This is a genomic window from Palleronia sp. (assembly GCF_042089775.1).
Lineage (GTDB): Bacteria > Pseudomonadota > Alphaproteobacteria > Rhodobacterales > Rhodobacteraceae > Palleronia.
The window spans coordinates 34,409-55,352 of the sequence record NZ_JBELKF010000017.1 but is presented as its reverse complement, the minus strand read 5'-3'; the positions used below and the strand labels follow the sequence as shown (position 1 = coordinate 55,352).

Here is a 20,944-nt window from a genome sequence, read left to right as displayed (position 1 = left end):
GTCGCAGGTGGTCAAGATGGTTGTGCTGCAGGGCAAGAACTACGACCCGGCCGAGGGGAACCACGAGTTCACAGATTGGGATCATCTGCGGCGTGTGGTCGGCGATTTCACCGGCGCGGTGGCTCCGGCCTGACCGAGGCCAGATGCGAAAGCGGTCCGTCGCGCGACGGGCCGCGTGTGTCAGCGATGCGCTTGCGGCGCGGGTGCCTCGTCATGCAGATCGCTGAGGGCGCGCGCCTGGTCCCCGTCGGGGTCTTCGTACTGACCGGCACGCAGGCTCCAGACGAAGGCGGTGAGGCCCAAAAGGCCGAGCGTCACCGACACCGGGATGAGAAAGGCGAGGACGTTCATCGAAACCTCCTGACCGCATTGAGCGTGACCGTGATCGACGACAGCGACATGGCGATCGCCGCGGCGAAGGGGGTGGCAAAGCCGGCCATCGCGAGCGGCACCGACACCACGTTGTAGAGAGCGGCCAGCGCGATGTTCTGGCGCATCCGCGCCATCGCCGTGCGCGCCGTGGCCAGCGTCTGCGGCACCCCGTCGAGTCCGCCGCTGAGCAGGATGACGTCGGCTGCGGACCGCGCGGCGTCGAGCGCGGAGCCGGGGGACATGCCGGCATGTGCCGAGGCCAGTCCTCCGGTGTCGTTCAGCCCGTCGCCGACCATCAGGACGTGCCGGCCCTCGTTGGCGCGGCGGTCGAGCCACGCGACCTTGTCCTCGGGCGAAAGGCGCGCCTCGGCCTCGTCGATGCCGGCGCGGGCGGCAATCTCGGCCACCGGGCGCGCGCCGTCGCCAGACAGAAGCGCCGTGGCATAGCCGGTGCGGTGCAGTGCCTCGATCGCGCCTGTCGCCTCGGGGCGCAGGGTTTCGCGCGTGCGGAACGGCACCGGCGCCTCGCCCTCGATCACGAGCCAAGCCGATGCGTCGCCCGCAGCACCACCGGCCCAGCCTTCGCGGCCAAGGCGCACGCGGCGGTTGTCCAACAGGCCCTCGACCCCCTGGCCGGGATGCTCGGTGGTGTCGGTCACCGGGGCAGGGGTAATGCCGCGCGCTTCGGCGGCGGCGAGAATGGCGCGTGACAGCGGGTGTTTGGACGCCTGCGCCAGCCCGGCCGCAACGGCGAGTGCGCGGTCGTCCGGCAACTCGGCAAGGGCCGGGGTGCCGGTGGTCAGGGTGCCGGTCTTGTCGAAGGCCACCGTGTCGATCTCGGACAAGCGTTCGAGCGCGGTGTCGGACTTCACGAGGATGCCGCCCCGGAACAGGCGTGCCGTGGCAACGGTCGAGACGGCCGGAACCGCAAGTCCCAGCGCGCAGGGGCAGGTGATGACGAGGACCGAGATCCCGACGTCGAGCGACCGCCAGAAGTCGCCCGTCAGGCCGAGCCAGCCCAGGAACGTCGCGGCGCCGAGGATGTGGACGAGCGGCGCGTAGATCTGTGCGGCGCGGTCGGCGATCCCGGCATAGCGGGTCCGCTGGCTTTCGGCCGTGGCGACGAGTTCCGCCATGCGCGCAAGCGCCGTGTCGCGGCCGGCGCGGTCGACGCGGATCGTGAGGACGCCGGTCAGGCAGGTCTCGCCACTGGTGACGGTGTCGCCGATGCCGGCAGCCTCGGGAAGGCTTTCGCCGGTCAGGGCCGAGCGGTCCATGTCGCTGCGGCCCGAGACGATGGTGCCGTCGGCGGGCAGCCGGTCGCCGGGGCGGACGCGGATCAGGTCTCCGGGGGCGAGGGCTTCGGCGGCCACCACCGTCTCGTGCGCGCCATCGAGGCGCACCGCCTGCGGGGCTTCGAGCGCGGCGAGGTCTGCGGCGGCCGAACGGGCGGCGGCGCGGCCGGCCCGGTCGAGGTAGCGCCCGATCAGCAGGAAGAAGGTCAGCGCGAGCGCGGCGTCGAACCACCCGGCGCGGTCGCTGTAGCCGAAAGCCGCGGCCAGCGATGCCGCGCAGGCAAGGATGATCGCCAGCGAGATCGGCACGTCCATATTCAGGCGCCGCACCGACAGGCCGCTCCAGGCCGAGGCGAAGAAGGGCTGTGCGGCATAGGCCACCGCGGGAATCGCGATTGCGGCCGAGATCAGGTGGAAGAGCTGCGCCGTGACGCCGGCGGCCCCGCTCCAGACCGCGACGGAGAGGAGCATGACGTTCATCATGGCAAAGCCCGCGACCCCGATCCGGGTCAGCAGGTCGCGTCGCGTGGTATCCTCGGGGCCGAGGCGCCCGGTGTCGAGCCGCTCAGCCCGGTGACCGGCCTGCGCGAGGGCGGTGATGAGGCTGTCCGTGCCGGCCCCCGGAGCGGTCACGAAGACCCGCTTGCGGGTCAGGTTGACCCGCGCCGCCTGCACCTGGGGCAGCGCCGAAAGGGTGCTTTCGACCGACGAGATGCAGAGGGCGCAGTGGATGTCGGGCAGGTGCAGCACATGGGTCGGCTCGGTCGCCGTGACGGGCGAGTCAGGCAGGGGGGCTGCCGCGCAGGCGGGGCAGGCGGCGGTCATCCCTGCACCCGGAACTCGACCGCCTTCTGGAACAGCGTTCCGTCGGGCGCGTGACCTTCGAGGTCGAGCCGCCAGAGGCCCGGCGCGAGGTCGAGCGGCACCGCGCCTCGCGTCAGGTCGAGGTCGAGGTCGTCGCGCGCCTCGGTCGGGCGCCCGATATGCGCAGAGATCGAATCCACCGGGGCCGGCGCGCCGTCACGGTCCAGGATCGCGACATTCAGGACACCGTCGGCGTAGCCCGCCTCGATCCGCCAGCCGAGCGCCTCCTGCGCGTTGCGGCGGGCGTCGAAGGACTGGCTGGCGACGTAGGAGTTGGCGACCTCGAGGCCCGGGAAGGTGCGCACGGCGTTGGTGGCCAGCGCCACGTTCACCGCAATGATGATGCCGAAGCCGCTGACAAAGATCGCGGCGACGTGGCGGCCCGTGAGCTCGGTCATTCGTTTTCCCTTCCGTTGAAGGAGGTGTCCACATGGGCGCGTTCGCCGCTGATCGTATCCTCGACCCAGAGGCGGAGCGCAGTCCGTTCATCCGTCGCGATCCCGGATTCAGGCGGTGCGGTCAGGTAGACGCGGACCCGTTCCTGCGCGTCCGCGGGCACTTCGACTACATTGCCGTCGCGGTTCTCGATGGCGAGGGCGACGTCGGTGGCCGCGGGGCCGGGGGCGAGCCGGAAGGGCCGCGCCTCGCCGTGCTTGTTGCGAAGCCGTACGTCATAGGCGTTGCGGATGCTGCCATCGGCAAGCGTGACGAAGGTGGGATTGCGGATCGGCGCGACGGTCATCTCGATCTCGGGGCGGATGAACAGCGCGAAGAGCAGGCCGACGCCCACGGCTGCCCAGGTGGCGAAATAGGCTATGTTGCGCGGACGCATGACGTGCCGCCATGCAGGGGCCGGAGCACCTCCGGCGGCCTCGCGCGGGGCATCGGACAGCGCCACGTAGTCGATCAGCCCGCGTGGGCGGCCGATCTTCTCCATCACCTGGTCGCATGCGTCGATGCAGAGCGCGCAGGTGATGCACGCCATCTGCTGCCCGTCGCGGATGTCGATCCCCATGGGGCAGACATTGACGCAGGCATTGCAGTCGATGCAATCGCCGGGGCCTGTGAGCGGAGCGGCCTTGGCGGCGGGAGCGCCGGGCATCGGGATGATGGGCGAGCGGCCGCCGATCTGCGGCCCGGCCACGCGCAGGTCGGCGGCGGCCTCGCGGCGGCGCAGGCCCTTGCCGCGCGGTTCGCCCCGCCAGTCGCGATAGGCGACGGTCAGGGTGTTGTCGTCCATCATGGCGCCCTGGATGCGCGGCCAGGGGCACATGTAGATGCAGACCTGTTCCCGCATGAAGCCGCCGAAGACGAAGGTGGTGGCGGTCAGGAGGCCGATCGTCGCATAGGCCACGCCGGGTGCGTCGAGGGTGACGAAATCGCGGGCCAGCGTCGGCGCATCGGTGAAGTAGAACACCCACGCGCCGCCAGTCGCCACGGCAATCAGGAGCCACAGCGCCCAGGTGGCGGACTTCAACCGGACCTTGCGGGCGGACCAAGCCTCCTTGTGGAGGCGCAGGCGCGCGTTGCGGTCACCCTGCACCCAGCGTTCCACCACGAGGAAGAGGTCGGTCCAGACGGTCTGCGGGCAGGTATATCCGCACCAGACCCGTCCCAAGGCCGATGTGAAGAGAAACAGGCCGAGGCCCGCCATGACCAGAAGGCCCGCGACGAAGTAGAATTCGTGGGGCCAGATCTCGATCCAGAAGAAGTAGAAGCGCCGGTTCGCGAGGTCGATCATCACGGCCTGGTCGGGCATGTTCGGCCCGCGGTCCCAGCGCAGCCACGGGGTCAGGTAGTAGATCGCCAGCGTTGCCGCCATGATCCACCACTTCATCCGGCGAAAGAAGCCGGACACGCGGCGCGGGAAGATCGGTTCGCGCGCCGCATAAAGGGATGTCGTCTGTTCGGACATGAGAGGACTTTCCTGTTCGCGCGTGTCTTCTGTCACCTTCGCGGGTCCGGAGCCTTGACGTGGATCAATCGCCCCGTGCTGTGATGGGCGCAGCCGGGGAGGGCGACGATGGTGACGATCCGCAGGGGAGAGGCGCGCGACGTGGCCGCGGTGCAGGCAATCGCGACGCGAGCGTTCGGCGGCCACGTTGCCGCGATCGGACGCCGGCCGGCGCCGATGGAGGCTGACTACGCCGTGCTGGTGGCGCTGGGCGAGGTGCTGGTCGTCGGGTCACCGCGTATCGAAGGTCTTGCAGTCCGGCGCTTTGACGGTGGTCGGGTCCTGGTCGAGATCGTGGCGGTAGAGCCGGACGCGGCGGGGCAGGGCCTTGGGCGGGCGCTGGTGGCGCGGTGCGAGGACGAGGGGCGGCAGCGAGGGTGCACCGTCGCGGCCCTCTATACCAACGCGAAGATGGAGGCGAACCTGCGGATCTGGCCGCGCCTCGGCTATGTCGAGGTCGCGCGCCGGGTCGAGGACGGATTTGACCGGGTGTTCTACGAGAAGCGGCTGGAATGAAGATGGGGCGGCGCCCTTTCAGACGCCGCCCCTGACAGGCCCTCCGCTCATGCGCGAACAGGGATGCGACCGGCCTTACTCGGAAACGTTCTCCTCGAAGGGGACCTCGTCGGGGTCCGAAGGGGCGGCGTCGGTCGCACCGGCGCCTCAGGGCACGTCGTTCTCGCCCACCGTCGGCTCACCGCCGCCGAGGCTGTGGACATAGGTGGCGACGGCGCGGACCTCGGCCTCGGACAGGCGCTCGCCCCATGCCGGCATGACGCCGAACGGCCCCTTCGAAATGACCTCGTTCAGTTGCGCGTCGGAGTCGCCATAGAGCCAGATCGCGTCGGTCAGGTTCGGCGCGCCCATCGTGCGGTCGCCCTTCGCATCGGCGCCGTGGCAGGCCGAGCAGTTCATCTCGAACAGCTCTCCGCCCGGTCCGGCGAGAGGATCGGCGCCCTCGGGCAGGGACTGCACGTGATCGACGAGGGTCGAGATCTGGTCGTTCTCGAGCATGTCTCCGAAGGCTGGCATCTGGCTGTAGCGGGCTTCCGGATCGGTCTCGTTGCGGATGCCGTGGCGGACCGTATAGGCGATGTCGTCGATCGTGCCGCCCCAGAGCCACTCGTCGTCCAGGAGGTTCGGATAGCCCTTGGCCCCCGCCGCGCCCGAGCCGTGGCACTGCGAGCAGTTGGTGCGGAACACCGCCCCGCCGGCATTGGTGGCGAAGGCGAAGAGCTCTTCGTTGCGGTCGATGGCGTGCAGGTCGGTGTTCACCAGCGAGGCGCGCATCGCGGCCTGGCTTGCATCAACCTCGGCGATGGCTGCCGCGACGTCGCTGCGCGTGGACCAGCCGAAAACTCCGCCGGTCGCGCCGTTGATCATCGGGATGGCCGGGTAGAGCACCACGTAGATCAGCGAGAAGACCACGGTGCCGTAGAAGGTCCACAGCCACCAGCGGGGCAAGGGGTTGTTCAGCTCTTCGATGCCGTCCCAGGAGTGCCCCGTCGTCTCGGTGCCCGTGACGGGATCGATGCGGCGCTTGTCGTCGCTCATTTTCGGGTCTCCAGCTTGGGGGAGCAGGTGCAGCCGGTGCGGTTGTGGGCGCACCCGGCGACGGACAGCGGCTCGGGCTCTTCGCGGAAGATGGCGCGGGCGGCGTCGTCGTGGATCGGGCGCGATCCGGGGCGGAAGGCCCACAGGCAGACGCCTCCGAAGAAGGCCGTCAGCGCCAGGAGCATCCAGCTGTCCGCGAACTCGCGCAGAAGGGTGTAGGTGTCGTGCATCTTGGGCCCTCCTCAGCGGGTCGCGTCTGCGGTGAAGGTGGAGAAGTCGACCAGCGTGCCGAGCATCTGCAGATACGCAATCAGCGCATCCATCTCGGTCAGGTCGTCGTTGCCGTCGAAATTGCGGACCTGCGCGCCGGGATAGCGTTCGAGCAGCCCGTCGATGTCGCCATAGGGATCGACCTGGACGCGGAAGTCGGTCTTGGCGGCCGCGATCATCTCGTCGGTGTAGGGCACGCCCACAAAGGCATGGGTTTCCAGCAGCTCGTCGATATGCTCGCCGTCGAGCCGCGTCCGCGCGAGATAGTCGTATTTGGGCATGACGCTTTCGGGCACGACCGTCTGCGGGTCGGCGAAATGGTCCACGTGCCACTCGTCCGAATACCGCCCGCCGACGCGCGCCAGATCCGGCCCTGTTCGCTTCGACCCCCACTGGTGCGGGTGGTCGTACATCGACTCGGCCGCCAGGGAGTAGTGGCCGTAGCGCTCGACCTCGTCCCGCATCGGGCGGATCATCTGGCTGTGGCAGACGTAGCAGCCCTCGCGGATGTAGACGTCGCGGCCCGCCAGCTCGAGCGGCGAGTAGGGACGCATACCCTCGACTTCCTCGATCGTGTTTTCCAGCCAGAACAGCGGCGCGATCTCGACGATGCCGCCGATGGTCACGACGAGGAACGAACAGACCAGCAGCAGCGTGGCGTTGCGTTCCAGGATCGCGTGCTTGTCGAGAAACTTCGAGTGGTGCGGCAGCTCGTTCGGGATTCCGCCGTCACCGGGTTGGGTGACCTTGGGATCGTTCTCGGGAGCGGGGATCTGGTCGTTTTCTTTGGTCATGGGTTCACTCCGCAGGAACGTGAGCGGTGGTGCGCTGAGCTTCGGGTCTGCGGATGGTCATCCACATGTTCCAGACCATGACGAGCGCGCCGGAGAGGTAGAGCACGCCGCCCAGGCCGCGCACGACGTACATCGGGAACTTGGCAGCGACGGTGTCGGCGAAGGAGTTGACGAGGAAGCCGTTCACGTCGACCTCGCGCCACATCAGGCCCTCCATGATGCCGGTCACCCACATCGAGGCGGCGTAGAAGACGATCCCGATGGTCGCGAGCCAGAAGTGCATGTTGATCGCGCCCATCGAGTACATCTGCCGGCGACCCCAGAGCTTGGGCGTCAGGTAATAGAGGCAGCCGAAGGTGATGAGGCCGTTCCAGCCGAGCGCGCCGGAATGCACGTGGCCGATGGTCCAGTCGGTGTAGTGGGACAGCGAGTTCACCGCGCGGATCGACATCATCGGGCCTTCGAAGGTCGACATGCCGTAGAAGGCGAGCGAGGCGACGAACATCCGTATGATCGGATCGGTGCGGATCTTGTCCCAGGCGCCTTCCAGCGTCATCAGTCCGTTGATCATGCCGCCCCAGCTGGGCATCCACAGCATGACCGAGAACACCATCCCCAGGGTTGCGGCCCAGTCGGGCAGGGCGGTGTAGTGCAGGTGGTGCGGACCGGCCCAGATATAGAGGAAGATCAGCGCCCAGAAGTGGATGATCGACAGCTTGTAGCTGTAGATCGGCCGCCCGGCCTGTTTCGGAACGAAGTAGTACATCATCCCCAGGAACCCTGCCGTCAGGAAGAAGCCCACGGCGTTGTGGCCGTACCACCACTGGGTCATCGCATCCTGCACGCCCGCGAAAACCTGCACGGACTTGCTGCCCCAGATGCTGACGGGGATGCTGAGGTTGTTGACCACGTGCAGCATCGCGACGGTCACGATAAAGGCCAGAAAGAACCAGTTGGCGACGTAGATGTGCCGCTCGCGCCGCTTGATGATCGTGCCCAGATAGACGGCGAGGTAGACCAGCCAGACGATCGTCAGCCAGATGTCCACGTACCACTCGGGCTCGGCGTATTCCTTGGACTGGGTGGACCCCAGCAGGTAGCCGGTCGCGGCCAGCACGATGAAAAGCTGATAGCCCCAGAACACGAACCACGCCGCGTTCCCGCCCCAGAGCCGCGCGGCGCTGGTGCGCTGGACCACGTAGAACGAGGTCGCGATCAGGGCGTTGCCGCCGAAGGCAAAGATCACCGCGCTGGTATGCAGGGGCCGCAGGCGGCCGAAATTGGCGAAACCCTCGGACCAATCGAAGTTCAGCACCGGGAAGGCCAGCTGGAAGGCGATGAAGACGCCGACGAGGAACCCGGTGACGCCCCAGAACGCGGTGGCGATGACGCCCGCGCGGATCGGCCCGTCGAGATAGACGTTCGCGTCGGCCGCGGCGCGCGGGGTGTCTACGCGCTGAAGCTCCCACAGGAAGACACCGCCCGCGACCAGCATGATGATGGCCGCGTGGACCGAATAGGCAAGATCGCGCCCCCAATCCGCGGCAATCGCCGCGAAGAGCGCGATCAGCCCGAGTGTGACGAGCCGGAAATACCCCATGAATCACTCCTGCAATGTCCCGACCCCGCAAGAAGCGGGGCATCGAGCGGGGCAGTCGCATGGCTGCAGGCAAGGTGCCTTGACATGGATCAACCCGTAAATTGACGCGGATCAAGGCGCTCGCGAAGGGCCGGGTGCACAGTGCGGCAGGATCGAATTCCAACTCTGGGGGAGCACAGGATGTCCTACAAGACCATCGCCACGGTCGTCATGCCGGATGCAGACGCGCTGGAGGCCGCCATCGGCTGCGCCGCTCGCTGGGGCGCTCACCTGGACGTCACCATGGTTGGTCGCAGCCAGATCGACATTCCGGCGATGATCTCGCCCGATCTTGCTGTCACGGGGGCGGTGTTCCTCGAGGAATCGCGAGCCGAGCTCGACAAGATGGCGCAGCGCATCCGCAAGCGCCTGACCCGCGAGGACATCGCCTGGGCGCTCGACGACGACAGCGGCCGCACGGCGGACTTCATCACCGGCCTGGTCCGGGCCATCCGGATGGCCGACCTCGTGATCCTGCCGCATCCCGGCGCCTCCAAGGGCGACACCGCGGTCAGCGTGCTCGAAGCGGTGCTCTACAACAGTCGCGTGCCGATCCTGCTGGTGCGGGGTGCCGACACGCCGACGCTGGAAAGCGCTGTGCTGGCCTGGGACGGAAACGATGTGGCGCTCGCCGCGATTCGTGCGGCGATGCCGCTGCTGAAGCAGTCCGGACGGGCAGAGATCGTGACGATCGACCCGCCGCACGACACGACGGGTCGAGATCTTGCCGTCATGCTCGAGCGGCAGGGTGTCGATGCGTCAATCGCGACCTTGCCGCGGGGCGGGCGTCGCATCTCGGAGGTGCTGTGTGATCATGTGCGCGAGCAGGGCGCCGACCTGCTGGTGATGGGCGCCTATGGCACGCGGCGTCTGCGCGAGGTGCTGCTGGGCGGCGTCACGCGCGATTTCCTCGACACCGCGCCGGTGCCGCTTCTGCTGGCGCGGTGAATTGGCCGTCCGTTCAGACGATGGGGCCGCCGTCATCATCTTCGGCGGCCTCGAAGGCGAGGGCGTCGAAGTCCGGGATCAGGATGTCGCGCCTGGTCGGCGTCTCGATCAGGCCGTCCTTGCGCAGGGCGGTGATCTGGCGGCTCGTCGTCTCGATGGTCAGGCCAAGGTGATCGGCCAACGCCTCGCGCGAGAGGGGCAGGTGCACCTTCGCATCATGCTCGAGGCTGAGGGCGCCGTGCGCGCCGGCCTGCCGTCGGGCAAGGCTGACGAGGAAGGCGGCGACCTTCTCGCGCGCGGTCATGCGTCCCAGAACCACCGCCCAGTCCCGGGCGGCGTCGAGTTCGTCCAGCGTCATCGTCAGAAGGCGGGCCGCGATATGCGGCGTGCCGCGAACCAGGCGTTCAAACGCGCTCCGTTCGAACCGGCAGAGCCTGACCTCGGTCAGGGCCTCGACGTCGAAGGGGGATTTCGCGCGACCGGGGCGGCCGATGAAATCCGAGGGAAGCAGCAGGCCGACCGTCTGGCGCCGCCCGTCTTCAAGCGTGCGCGAAATGGTGGCGCAGCCCGTGATGATGGACGAGAAATAGTCGAGCGTCTCGCCCGCCTCGGCCAGCCGGGTGCCGGCGGGGACGGTCCTGTAGCTCTTCACGCTTTCCAGCACGGCAAGCTCGTCGGCGTCGCATTCGGCGCAGACGGCGTTGTGGCGGATCGGACAGTTTCCGCAGGCGACGATAGGTGTAAGCTTGACCATAACCTGCCTGATATATTGAGTGTTGATTTCGATCAATGCGAGATCCCTGTGTCAGATGGTCGATGACAACATGACACAGGATTCCCTCCGCACCGCGCTGCTGACGGCCCGCGTACCCCGTTATTCCAGCTATCCACCGGCCGATCGCTTCACCGCGGAGGTCGGGGCCGGCGCGAAGGACGCCTGGTTGCGCGCCATCCCGGCCGGGTCGGCCGTTTCGATCTATGTCCACGTGCCGTTCTGCCGCCGGTTGTGCTGGTTCTGTGCCTGCCGCACGCAGGGGACCCGCAAGGACGAGCCCCTTGATCGATTCCTCGAGCACCTCGAGGTCGAGATTGCGGCGACCCGGGCGCGGCTGCCCGAGGGGGTGGAGGTTTCGTCCCTGCACCTCGGAGGCGGGACGCCGACGCTCTTGTCGCCGGACCGGATCGACCGGATCACGGCAATGCTGGGCGAGGCATTTCCGACCGGCTCTGCGCAGGAAGTCTCGGTCGAGGTCGATCCGTGCGAGTTCGACGCGCCCCGGCGCGATGCGCTGGTGCGGATGGGGCTGAGCCGCGCCTTCATCGGTGTGCAGGATTCCGACCCGATGGTGCAGGCCGCGATCGGGCGCGAGCAGTCGGCCGAGCAGACCACCGCCGCCGTCAGGTTGCTGCGGCAGGGCGGGGTGGAGAGCATCAGCTTCGACCTGCTCTACGGGCTGCCCTACCAGACCGAGGCGCGGCTGTTGCGCACCGTCGACACGGTTCTGTCGCTTGGTCCCGAGAGGGTGGCGGTGTATGGCTACGCCCATGTACCGTGGGTTGCGCGGCGGCAAAAGCTGATCCCAGAGGTGGCGCTGCCCTCGCCCGAGGCCCGTTTTGCCCAGGCCGACCTGGCGCGCACGCGTCTTGTCTCGGCCGGATACGTGCCGGTCGGCATCGACCATTTCGCCCGGCCCGGCGATAGCCTCGTCAAGGCGGCCGAAAGTGGGGGCCTGCGGCGGAACTTCCAGGGCTACACGACCGACACGGCCCCGGTTCTGCTGGGGCTCGGGCCTTCGGCCATCTCGCGCTTGCCGCAGGGCTACGTCCAGAATGCCCCAGCCTCTGACGCATGGCAAAGGGCGGTGCGTGCGCGCGGGCTGCCCGCCGCGCGAGGTATCGCCCTGACAGCGGAAACGGCGGCCGTGGCGGCGGTGATCGAGCGGTTGATGTGCGAGGGCGCCGCAGACCTTGCCGCCTTCGACGTTCCGCAAGCCGAGGCGCTCATGACCACCGCGGGCGAGGCGCTGGCGCAGTATCCGGGCGCAGGTTTGATGGACGGCAGCGTCCTGCGATTGTCGACCTTCGCTGCCGCGCGGCTGGTCGCGCACGTGTTCGACCGGGGCGGGGACGCGACCGCGGCGCGCTACAGCCCCGCCTGCTAACGGCGCGCTTCAGGCCAGCCTGTGCAGCACCTGGACGGCGAGTGCCGAAAGCAGGGCCGCGGCGGGAACTGTGATCGCCCAGGCGGCGACGATGGTCATGAAATGCGACCGGCGCACCAGCTTGCGGCGGCGGCGCTCTTCGCGGGCGAGCAGGCCGTCCTGCACGCGCGGTCGGCCCAGTTTTCGGTCGGCGCGCCATTCGCGGTAGAAGCCGACGCCGAAAAGCCCGCCGATCACGGTGTGGGTCGAGCTGACCGGCAGACCCAGCCACGACGCCCCGATCACGGTCACGGCCGCCGCGAGGGCCACGCAGCAGGCCCGGATCGGGTTCAGCTTGGTGATCTGCTTGCCGACCATGTGGATGAGGCGCGGCCCGAACAGGATCAGGCCAAAGCTGATCCCCGCGGCGCCGATCACCATGACCCAGAGCGGGACCGGGACCGCGAACGGCACGGTGCCCGACGCCTCGGCCCCGACGATCGCGGCCAGCGGGCCCACGGCATTGGCCACGTCATTGGCCCCGTGGGCAAAGGATAGCAGCGCCGCCGAAACGATCAGCGGCAGGCGGAACAGTGTATCGAGCGAGGCGCTCTCTCCGGCGCGCTCGACGAACGGGCGGGAGGCGAGCGCCGCGAGCAACCCCACCGGCAGCCCGACGATCAGTGCGCGACCCGGGCTCGACCGGACCGCGGGGTTCAGCCCCTTCATGGCGAGATAGGTCGAGAACGCCGCCGCCATGATGCCGATCAGGACCGGCACCCATAATCGCGCAGCCGCCACCCGGTCCCTGCGGTCGATGATCGCTGCATAGACCCCGGCCAGCACCAGGGCTGCGACGACCCCGCCCAGGATCGGCGCCGCCACCCAGCTGAGCGCGATGACCGCTATGGTGCTCCAGGAGACGGCCGCGACCCCCGCGGACGCCGCGCCGGCCCCAAGCACACCGCCCACGATGGAGTGGGTCGTCGACACCGGCGCGCCGATCCAGGTGGCGATGTTCACCCAGACCGCGGCGCCCAGCAATCCGCCCATCATGGTCAGGGTGAACGCTTCGGGGCCTTGGAAGCTGGCCGGACCGACGATGCCGCGCGAAATGGTCGCGACCACGTGCGACCCGCCCAGAAGTGCGCCGGCGCTTTCGCAGATGGCGGCGATTGCGATGGCGCCCGTCATCGAAAGCGCCTTGGCGCCGACCGCGGGTCCCATGTTGTTGGCGACGTCGTTGGCGCCGATGTTCAGCGCCATGTAAGCGCCGAACGCAGCGGCCAGCACGACGAGGCTTGAACCCGAGGGGGTGACGATCCCGGCGGCGAGCGCGGCGAGGGCGATCAGGAACAGCCCGATCCCCAGGCCCACCAGGGGGCGCGAGACGAACATCGCCGCGGCCTCGACCCGAGTGACGCGCTTCAGGTCCTTGTCCAGACCGGTCCAGCGCTCCGTTTCGCCCCGGTGGCTCACCGATCGGATCGCATCATGCGACGGAGATCAGAGCGTTGTCGGGGCGGAAGGCCGACAGGATGTCGGACAGCTCGGGCTCGTCCACGAGGCGTGCGGCTTCTTCGGGAGCGACCCAAACCCGCTCTCTCTCGTCGCGCTCGGGGAAGTCGTCGTCGAGGGACAAGGCGCGGAAGGCGAAGACGTCCACCTCGGTGTTGACCGGAACGCCGCCCTTGAGGCGCTTGCGGTAGCAGTAGCGGCCGACAAGCTCGCCCGGCCCCTTCAGACGGGCGCCGGATTCCTCCCAGGCCTCTTCGGCCGCGGTTTCGGCAGCGCTCAGCCCGGTCTTCGGCCAACCTTTCGGCAGAACCCAGCGGCGCGTCTCGCGCGAGGTCAGCAGCAAGACCTGCGGCACGTCATCCTTGATCCGCCAGCACAAAGCGGCGGACTGGTAGTAGGCGGGCCGCCGCAGCATCGGCAGAATGTAGTCGGTCACGATATCGTACAACATTTGACCTCACTCCGCCTGACTCTGCACCCTAAACAAGAAAGGATAGGTCCCGTCTTGCCGTAAGGCAATCTGGTTGACGTAGGGTTGACCAAGGTGGCGGCCCGAGGGCCATGCGCCTGCAGTTACGAACGTGTTGGACGCGGGACGGCGGTCCCCTACATTCCAGCGAACGCGCCTGAGAGACAGGCCAAGGTCAATGAGGCTCGACCCGATTGGTTCCAAGACTGCCGGAAAATCTCGAACGGTACATGCTGAACTCCAAGATCGCGCTCACGGTGTCCTCCGCCGAGGACGACGTGCCGCTGTCTCTGGCGAACCGGGGGTTCTGCAATCTCACCGGGTATGACCGCGAGGAGGTCGAGGGCCGCAACTGCCGTCTGTTGCAGGGCCTGGAGACGAGCGCCGAGTCACAGGCGGCGCTGCACGACTTCGTGCACGATCCGGCGCGGGATGACGGGCGCTTCGCGATCCTCAACTACCGCAAGGACGGCTCGACATTTCACAACCTCGTCTTCATGACGCGCCTGCGCAGCCGCGACGGGGCCGCACGTTTCATTCTGGCCTCACAGTTCGATATGACGACGGCGGAGCAGCGCAAGGCGCTCCGGTCGAACGACGAGAGGCTGTCGCGCAACCTGGCGGACTTGCAGGTCATGGGGCAACAGTTCGGCCTGGCGATGGAGGACTCGGCGCGGGCCATCTTCAACTCGATCGCCATGCTCGCACGGCTGAACCTCGATGAGTAAGGACGGCGTCGTCCACAGGCGACTGGAGATGCAGATGGACAGCAGCGAAAGCCGGGGCCTGTTCGTCGTGGGCGTCGGCGCCTCGGCGGGCGGCCTTGAGGCCCTGCGCGAAATGCTGAGCTGCGCAGGCCCCGACTGCCCGCTTGCCTTCGTCGTGATCCAGCACCTCGACCCCAACCACGAGAGCCTTCTGGCCGAGCTTCTGGCCCGGCATACCTCGCTGACGGTGCGGCAGGCGACCAATGGCGAGACGGTCGAGGCCGGGACGGTCCACATCATCCCGCCGGGCAAAGGGTTGTCGATCAAGGACCGCCGGCTGATCCTGACCGAGTTCGCCCAGCCGCGCGGCCTGCGTCGGCCGATCGACGACTTCTTCGAAAGCCTTGCCGGGGATCAGGCGCGCAACGCGGCCTGCGTGATCCTGTCGGGCACGGGGGCCGACGGCAGCGCCGGGCTGCGCGCGATCAAGGAGCTTGGCGGCGTATGTGTGGTGCAAGAGCCCGACACCGCCAAGTATGACGGAATGCCGACTTCGGCCCAGGCCACCGGGCTGGTGGATTTCGTCCTGCCGCCCGAGGCCATCGTCGAGTCCCTCCAGCAGTTCTTCCTGAAGGCGGGGGTCGACGGCGAGGGCGGCGAGCTTGCCCGCACCGTCGAGGAAACGCTTGACGAAATTTGCGGAGTGGTGCGGACCACGGCGGGGCACGACTTTTCAGGCTACAAGAAATCGACCCTTGCGCGGCGCGTGCAGCGGCGCATTCAGGTCCTCGACCTGCAGGACGCCGGCGCCTACCTGCGCCACATCCGGTCGAAGCCGGACGAGTGCGAGACCCTGTTTCGCGAACTCCTCATTAACGTCACACGCTTCTTCCGCGATACCGAGCATTTCGAGGCCCTGCGCCGCCACGTCATCAAGCCGCTGGTCGAGACGTCGGACAGCGAAGAGGTGCGCGTCTGGGTGCCCGGCTGTTCGAGCGGCGAGGAAGCATACTCCATCGCCATGCTCTTTGCCGAAGAGGTCCGGCTGCAACGGCGCAGCATCGACATTCAGGTGTTCGCCACGGATATCGACGAGCGGATGCTCCGAATCGCGCGGGACGGAGTCTATCCGCAGGCCGCGCTGGCCGACGTTCCCGAGGACATGCGCGACTTCTATACTGTCGCGCACGACGGGAATTTCCAGATTGCCTCGCGCATCCGGGACATGATCCGCTTTTCCGTCCACAGCCTCGTGCGGGACCCGCCGTTTTCGAACATCGACCTGCTGTCCTGCCGAAACCTGCTGATCTATTTCGACGATCAGTTGCAGGCTGCGGTCCTGCCGATCTTTCACTACTCGATCAGGCCGGGAGGCAAGCTGTTCCTCGGCCCGTCCGAGACCCTTGGCCGCAACAACCACCTGTTCCACCCGGTCGACCAGCAGGCCCGCATCTTCGAACGCAATGACGCGCGGCCCGAATACCCGCTGCAACTGCGCAGCCGGTCCGACCACCGCCGCACCCGCCGGCGCAGCGGAGGCGAGGATCGGCCGGCGACGCGGGTGGCGTGGTCCGACAATGCGGCGACCGAGCGGATCCTCGAAGCGTACGGCCCGCCCACACTGCTCGTGACGGGGCAGGGCGAGGTTCTGGCCTCGACCGGCAAGCTCGGTCGCTACCTCGAGATTACGCCGGGCGAGCGGGGCACACACTATGCCCCTTCGATTGCGCGGCCGGGTGTGCGCGAGGCGGTCTCGTCTGCCGTGCGGCAGACTGCGCAATCCCGGCGGCGCACGATCAGCCGCGACCTCATGGCGATCTCGGAATTCGGACGCCAGCCGTTCGACCTGATCGCGGACCCGCTGAAGGACGGCACCGTCCTGCTGGTCTTCCGCGAGCGCGACCGGTTCGAACCGGTGGGCGAGGACGACATCGAGGAGGTCCCCTCGGGCGACAGTCATGTCCAGAGCCTGGAGGACGAACTGCGGTCGACCCGCGCGCGGCTGCACACCACGGTCGAAGAGCTCGAGACGGCGAACGAAGAGCTGAAAAGCTCGAACGAAGAAATGATGTCGATGAACGAGGAGCTCCAGTCGACGAACGAAGAGCTTGCGACCGTCAACGACGAATTGAAGGACAAGGTGGACGAGCTGTCGGTGGCCAATGCCGACCTGTCGAACTTCTTTTCCTCGACCGCGCTGCCGCTGGTGGTGCTCGACCTCGACCGCAAGATCCGGAACTTCACCGACGCGATCCTTTCGATCTATCCCCTTCGCGCGGGCGACCGCGGCCGCCCCCTGTCCGAGATGACGTGCAACGTCGACGAGCCGGCCGATGTCCTCGACGCCATCGAGGACGTCGTCTCGGCTGGCGAAGTTCGGCGCCTGCAGGTGCATAACAGCGCCGCGCAACGCACGTGGGCGCTGATGGTCACGCCCTATCGCGACCGCGACGGCAAGATCGACGGCGTGACGCTGGTCTTCAGCGAACTGACCGAGGCGCTGCAGCTTGAGGACGACCTGCGCACCGAAGGAGAGCGCCTGCGCCTTGCGCTCGACGTTGCCGAGCTGGGCGTGTGGGAGCTGTCGCGCAACGGCCGGCACATCCATTTCGACCACACGGCGATGGGGCTGCTGGGGCTCGACTTTGAAGAGATGCCGCTCGAGACATTTCTGCAGCGGGTGCCGGCGGACAGGCGCGAGGCTGCGGACGAAACCCTGCACGAGGACAGCACCGTGCTGCCCTTCGGCCTGACGTTCGAGCAGGCCAACGGCCCCCACAGCCAGCGCAGCGTACGCATGGTCGGCCGTCGGATCGCCCGCAGCCAAGGACGGCGAACGCTGGGCGTGCTCTTCGACGTCACCGAGGCCGAAGAGGCCAAGCGCGTGCGCGAGATCATGCTGCACGAGATGAACCACCGGGTGAAGAACCTGTTCTCGATCATCTCGGGCATCGTCCGCATTGCCGGCATGTCGGCGGGGTCCGTGCGCGAGCTTGTCGACGGCGTCACCGCGCGGATCGGCGCGCTAGCCCGGTCCCACAGCCTGACCCACCAGGCCCCCGTAGGCACGGTGCTGACCCTGGGCGACGCGGTGCGCAGCGCCATCGAACCTTTCGACGGCCACGCCCGGATCGAGGTGGATGGCCCCCCTGTCGCGGTGACGCCCGAAACCCTGACGACCCTGTCGCTGATGTTCCACGAATTGGCGACGAACGCTGCCAAGTACGGCGTTCTGGGGCCCACGAAGGGGTGGTTGGACGTGACGTGGCGTTCTGGTGACGACGGGCAGGTCCAGCTCGATTGGGTGGAACACTACGACGCGCCGGTCGTTCACACAGATAACGAGGCTACAGGTTTCGGCTCAACGTTGATGCAGATGTCCGCGGCGCAGGTCGATGGGCGGATCGAGATCAAAAGGCGGCCCGAAAAGCGCAGGACTCGATTGATATATGAAAGACACGCTTAACATGACGCCCTCAGAGCGCGGAACGGTTCTTTTGTGTGAGGACGAGCCAATCGTGGCACTCGACGTGAAGATCATGATCGAGGAAGCAGGATACCGCGTCGCCGGCCCCTTCGCGCGTGTCGACATGGCGCTGGCCAAGGTCGACGGCGATTTTGTGGCCGCCGTCCTTGATGTGCGTCTGCGCGACGGAGACGTGTTCCCCGTCGCGGAACGGCTGAGAGAGCGGGGCGTGCCGCTGATTTTCCATTCTGGTCATATCATCGAGGACGACGTGGCATCGCGCTTTCCGCGCGCGCGCCACTGCCCGAAGCCGATTGACAGCCGCGCCATCCGCGCCGTGCTGAGCGAGCTGGCCGCCGCCCCCTAATTCCTTGCGCTGGACCGACAGGAAATCTGCCGAAGGCTCTTGACCTTCCCGTAACTGGAAGCCCCATCTGTTGCCCGTAACGCAACGACCGAGGCCCCCAATGAGCGCGCCTATCGTGACAATCCGCGTGCAGGATCTGTCCTGTGCATCCTGTGTCGGCCGTGCCGAACGGGCCATTCTGTCCGTGCCGGGCGTCCGTTCAGCCGAGGTCAACCTCGCCACCGAAACCGCGCGGGTTGAGCCCGGCGAGGCGGCCTTGCCCGACATCGCACACGCCCTCTCCGAAGCGGGCTATCCGGCCGAATCTACGACGCTGGTGCTGGACGTGGACGACATGTCCTGCGCGTCGTGCATCGGTCGGGTCGAGCGTGCGCTAAAGGCCGTGCCGGGCGTTCTGGACGCGCGGGCGAACCTCGCCTCGGGCACCGCGTCAATCGACATCCTGACCGGCGCGACCACGCCCGAAACTCTGGCCCGCGCAGCCGGCGAAGCGGGCTATCCCGCCCGACCGCAAGCGACGAGCGAACCCGACGCCCCCGATCGCAACGCGGCCGAGGCGCACACGCTCGCGCGGGACGCCATCATCGCAGGCGCCCTGACTCTGCCGGTCTTCCTGGTCGAGATGGGCGGCCATCTGCTTCCGTCCTTCGGCCACGCGCTTCACGGGGTCACGGGGCTGTGGGTCGCGGAATTCCTGCTGATCACGCTGGTTCTCGCGTGGCCGGGTCGGCGGTTCCTGACCAAGGGCCTGCCGGCGCTGTTGAAGGGCGCGCCCGACATGAACTCGCTCGTCGCGCTCGGCACGCTTGCCGCATGGGGCTATTCCACCGTCGCGACCTTCGCGCCCCGCCTGCTGCCGCCCGGCAGCGTCGCGGTCTATTACGAGGCGGCGGGCGTGATCGTCACGCTGATCCTGCTGGGCCGCTGGATGGAGGCGCGTGCCAAGGGCCGCACCGGCGCCGCGATCCGCACGCTGATTGGCCTGCAGCCCCGCACCGCGCGGGTTGAGCGCGACGGCCGTATCGAAGAGGTCCCGCTGGCCGATGTCGCGCCCGGCGACCGCGTGCTGGTTCACCCAGGCGAGCGCCTGCCGGTCGACGCCGAGGTGATCGAGGGGCGGTCCTTCGTGGACGAGTCGATGCTGACGGGCGAGCCGCTGCCGGTGGAAAAGGCCCCCGGCGCGGTGGTGACGGGCGGTACGGTTAACGGCACCGGTGCCCTGACCCTGCGCGCGACGGCCGTGGGCGAGGCGACCGTGCTGGCCGGCATCGTGCGAATGGTGCGGGACGCGCAAGGTGCCAAGCTGCCGATCCAGGGCGTCGTGGATCGTGTCGTCCGCTGGTTCGTGCCGGCCGTGCTGGGCGTGGCGGTGCTGACGGTTCTGGTGTGGCTCATGGTCGGGCCGGACCCGGCGCTCGGCTTTGCGCTCGTCTCGGGCGTGTCGGTCCTGATCATCGCGTGCCCCTGTGCGATGGGGTTGGCGACGCCGACCTCGGTCATGGTCGGGACCGGCCGCGCGGCTGAACTGGGCGTGCTGTTCCGCAAGGGCGACGCACTACAGCGCCTGCAAGAGGTGGCCACCGTCGCCTTCGACAAGACCGGCACACTGACCGAAGGGCGCCCCGAACTGACCGACCTGATCCCGGCCGAGGGGGCAGACGCCGACCGGACGCTGGCCCTTGCGGCGGCGGTCGAGCGGTCGTCCGAGCACCCCATCGCCCGCGCCATCCTGCGCGGCGCCGAGACGCGCGGGCTGCCTGTTGCCGCGCCCGAGGGGTTCGAAAGCCTCACCGGCCTTGGTGCGCGTGCGCGTGTGGACGGCGCCGACGTCTTGGTCGGGGCGGCGCGGCTGATGGCGCGCGAGGCGGTCACGACCGACACGCTGGATGCGGCTGCGGCTGGCATCGCCGAGGCCGGGCGCACGCCGCTGTTCGTTGCTGTGGACGGGCAGATCGCGGCCGTCATCGGCGTGGCCGACCCGGTCAAGCGCGGTGCCCGCGAGGCAATCGTGGCGCTGAAGGTGCGGGGGCTGCGGGTGGCGATGATCTCAGGCGATGCCGAGGCGACGGCGCGGGCGATCGCGCGGGATCTCGGGATCGACGAGGTCGCGGCCGAGGTCATGCCCGACGGCAAGGTCGACGCGCTGATCGGCCTGCACGGACCCGTGGCCTTCGTCGGCGACGGCATCAACGACGCCCCCGCGCTGGCGGCGGCCGATGTGGGCATCGCCATGGGCACCGGGACGGACGTCGCCATCGAGACGGCGGACGTGGTCTTGATGTCCGGCGACCCGGCGGGCGTGGCGAACGCGGTCGAGGTCAGCCGCCGTACCATGCGCAACATTCGCCAGAACCTGTTCTGGGCCTTTGCCTACAACACCGCTCTGGTGCCGGTCGCGGCCGGTGTGCTTTGGCCGGTGACAGGGCACCTGCTGTCGCCCATGTTGGCCGCCGGCGCCATGGCGCTGTCGAGCGTCTTCGTCCTGACGAACGCGCTTCGCCTCAGGACCATGCGCATCGGCGCCCCGACACCGAAGGACCGCCCCCGCACCGCAGCCCCCGTCGCTGCCCCCGCCGAATGAGGAGC

At 68.2% G+C, this 20,944-nt stretch carries 18 protein-coding genes; 7 read left to right on the top strand and 11 right to left on the bottom strand.

The window, feature by feature from the left end; translation table 11 throughout:
- Positions 1 to 180: 180 nt before the first annotated feature.
- The 4 genes from ccoS to ccoG are packed head-to-tail and all read right to left on the bottom strand — an operon-like array spanning position 181 to position 4,446.
- A complete protein-coding gene (gene ccoS / locus ACFDS3_RS06805) occupies positions 181 to 351 on the bottom strand; it encodes a cbb3-type cytochrome oxidase assembly protein CcoS (RefSeq protein WP_375261594.1) in 171 nt (56 codons plus the stop codon).
- Positions 348 to 2,492 carry a heavy metal translocating P-type ATPase gene (locus tag ACFDS3_RS06800; RefSeq protein WP_375261593.1) on the bottom strand — a complete coding sequence of 715 codons (2,145 nt, stop codon included), beginning with the start codon at positions 2,490 to 2,492 and terminating at the stop codon, positions 348 to 350. Before ACFDS3_RS06800 ends, ccoS begins: the two co-directional genes overlap by 4 nt.
- Complete coding sequence (locus ACFDS3_RS06795) at positions 2,489 to 2,929, bottom strand: FixH family protein (RefSeq protein WP_375261592.1); 441 nt, start codon at positions 2,927 to 2,929, stop codon at positions 2,489 to 2,491. The genes ACFDS3_RS06800 and ACFDS3_RS06795 overlap by 4 nt, the downstream gene beginning before the upstream one ends.
- On the bottom strand, positions 2,926 to 4,446 hold the full coding sequence (gene ccoG, locus ACFDS3_RS06790) for a cytochrome c oxidase accessory protein CcoG (RefSeq protein ID WP_375261591.1): 1,521 nt from the start codon (positions 4,444 to 4,446) through the stop codon (positions 2,926 to 2,928). The genes ACFDS3_RS06795 and ccoG overlap by 4 nt, the downstream gene beginning before the upstream one ends.
- A gap of 108 nt (positions 4,447 to 4,554) precedes the next feature.
- Here ccoG and ACFDS3_RS06785 point away from each other — a divergent pair, with 108 nt between their 5' ends.
- Complete coding sequence (locus tag ACFDS3_RS06785; RefSeq protein ID WP_375261590.1) at positions 4,555 to 5,001, top strand: GNAT family N-acetyltransferase; 447 nt, start codon at positions 4,555 to 4,557, stop codon at positions 4,999 to 5,001.
- Between the two features lie 147 nt (positions 5,002 to 5,148).
- On the opposite strand, the gene ccoP is transcribed toward ACFDS3_RS06785, so the two are convergent.
- Genes ccoP through ccoN form a run of 4 tightly spaced genes read right to left on the bottom strand, consistent with a single transcriptional unit; the run spans position 5,149 to position 8,703 of the window.
- Positions 5,149 to 6,039 carry a cytochrome-c oxidase, cbb3-type subunit III gene (ccoP, locus tag ACFDS3_RS06780; protein WP_375261589.1) on the bottom strand — a complete coding sequence of 297 codons (891 nt, stop codon included), beginning with the start codon at positions 6,037 to 6,039 and terminating at the stop codon, positions 5,149 to 5,151.
- Positions 6,036 to 6,269 (bottom strand): cbb3-type cytochrome c oxidase subunit 3, encoded by a 234-nt coding sequence (locus ACFDS3_RS06775; protein WP_375261588.1) that lies wholly within the window; start codon positions 6,267 to 6,269, stop codon positions 6,036 to 6,038. The genes ccoP and ACFDS3_RS06775 overlap by 4 nt, the downstream gene beginning before the upstream one ends.
- Positions 6,270 to 6,281: 12 nt before the next feature.
- Positions 6,282 to 7,103: a cytochrome-c oxidase, cbb3-type subunit II gene (gene ccoO, locus ACFDS3_RS06770; protein WP_375261586.1), complete on the bottom strand. Its 822-nt coding sequence runs from the start codon at positions 7,101 to 7,103 to the stop codon at positions 6,282 to 6,284.
- A gap of 4 nt (positions 7,104 to 7,107) precedes the next feature.
- Positions 7,108 to 8,703 carry a cytochrome-c oxidase, cbb3-type subunit I gene (gene ccoN, locus ACFDS3_RS06765; RefSeq protein WP_375261585.1) on the bottom strand — a complete coding sequence of 532 codons (1,596 nt, stop codon included), beginning with the start codon at positions 8,701 to 8,703 and terminating at the stop codon, positions 7,108 to 7,110.
- A 180-nt stretch (positions 8,704 to 8,883) separates the two neighbouring features.
- Here ccoN and ACFDS3_RS06760 point away from each other — a divergent pair, with 180 nt between their 5' ends.
- Positions 8,884 to 9,690 (top strand): universal stress protein, encoded by an 807-nt coding sequence (locus tag ACFDS3_RS06760; RefSeq protein WP_375261584.1) that lies wholly within the window; start codon positions 8,884 to 8,886, stop codon positions 9,688 to 9,690.
- Between the two features lie 13 nt (positions 9,691 to 9,703).
- Here the strand turns inward: ACFDS3_RS06760 and fnrL are convergent, their stop codons facing one another.
- Positions 9,704 to 10,444 carry a transcriptional regulator FnrL gene (gene fnrL / locus ACFDS3_RS06755; protein WP_375261583.1) on the bottom strand — a complete coding sequence of 247 codons (741 nt, stop codon included), beginning with the start codon at positions 10,442 to 10,444 and terminating at the stop codon, positions 9,704 to 9,706.
- A gap of 70 nt (positions 10,445 to 10,514) precedes the next feature.
- Between fnrL and hemN the strand changes: the two genes are divergently transcribed.
- Positions 10,515 to 11,852 carry an oxygen-independent coproporphyrinogen III oxidase gene (hemN, locus tag ACFDS3_RS06750; protein WP_375261582.1) on the top strand — a complete coding sequence of 446 codons (1,338 nt, stop codon included), beginning with the start codon at positions 10,515 to 10,517 and terminating at the stop codon, positions 11,850 to 11,852.
- A gap of 9 nt (positions 11,853 to 11,861) precedes the next feature.
- Here the strand turns inward: hemN and ACFDS3_RS06745 are convergent, their stop codons facing one another.
- Complete coding sequence (locus ACFDS3_RS06745; RefSeq protein WP_375261581.1) at positions 11,862 to 13,310, bottom strand: inorganic phosphate transporter; 1,449 nt, start codon at positions 13,308 to 13,310, stop codon at positions 11,862 to 11,864.
- Between the two features lie 13 nt (positions 13,311 to 13,323).
- Positions 13,324 to 13,800, bottom strand: coding sequence for an NUDIX hydrolase (locus ACFDS3_RS06740; protein WP_375261580.1), 477 nt, complete (start codon positions 13,798 to 13,800; stop codon positions 13,324 to 13,326).
- Between the two features lie 248 nt (positions 13,801 to 14,048).
- Here ACFDS3_RS06740 and ACFDS3_RS06735 point away from each other — a divergent pair, with 248 nt between their 5' ends.
- The 4 genes from ACFDS3_RS06735 to ACFDS3_RS06720 all read left to right on the top strand — a co-directional run bounded on the left by ACFDS3_RS06735 (position 14,049) and on the right by ACFDS3_RS06720 (position 20,939).
- On the top strand, positions 14,049 to 14,546 hold the full coding sequence (locus tag ACFDS3_RS06735; protein ID WP_375261579.1) for a PAS domain-containing protein: 498 nt from the start codon (positions 14,049 to 14,051) through the stop codon (positions 14,544 to 14,546).
- The gene (locus ACFDS3_RS06730) at positions 14,539 to 17,991 is read left to right on the top strand and encodes a chemotaxis protein CheB (RefSeq protein ID WP_375261578.1); all 3,453 of its coding nucleotides are present in this window, start codon (positions 14,539 to 14,541) and stop codon (positions 17,989 to 17,991) included. Before ACFDS3_RS06735 ends, ACFDS3_RS06730 begins: the two co-directional genes overlap by 8 nt.
- A gap of 52 nt (positions 17,992 to 18,043) precedes the next feature.
- Positions 18,044 to 18,358, top strand: coding sequence for a response regulator (locus tag ACFDS3_RS06725; protein ID WP_375261577.1), 315 nt, complete (start codon positions 18,044 to 18,046; stop codon positions 18,356 to 18,358).
- Positions 18,359 to 18,458: 100 nt separating this feature from the next.
- On the top strand, positions 18,459 to 20,939 hold the full coding sequence (locus ACFDS3_RS06720) for a heavy metal translocating P-type ATPase (protein ID WP_375261576.1): 2,481 nt from the start codon (positions 18,459 to 18,461) through the stop codon (positions 20,937 to 20,939).
- Positions 20,940 to 20,944 lie beyond the last annotated feature (5 nt).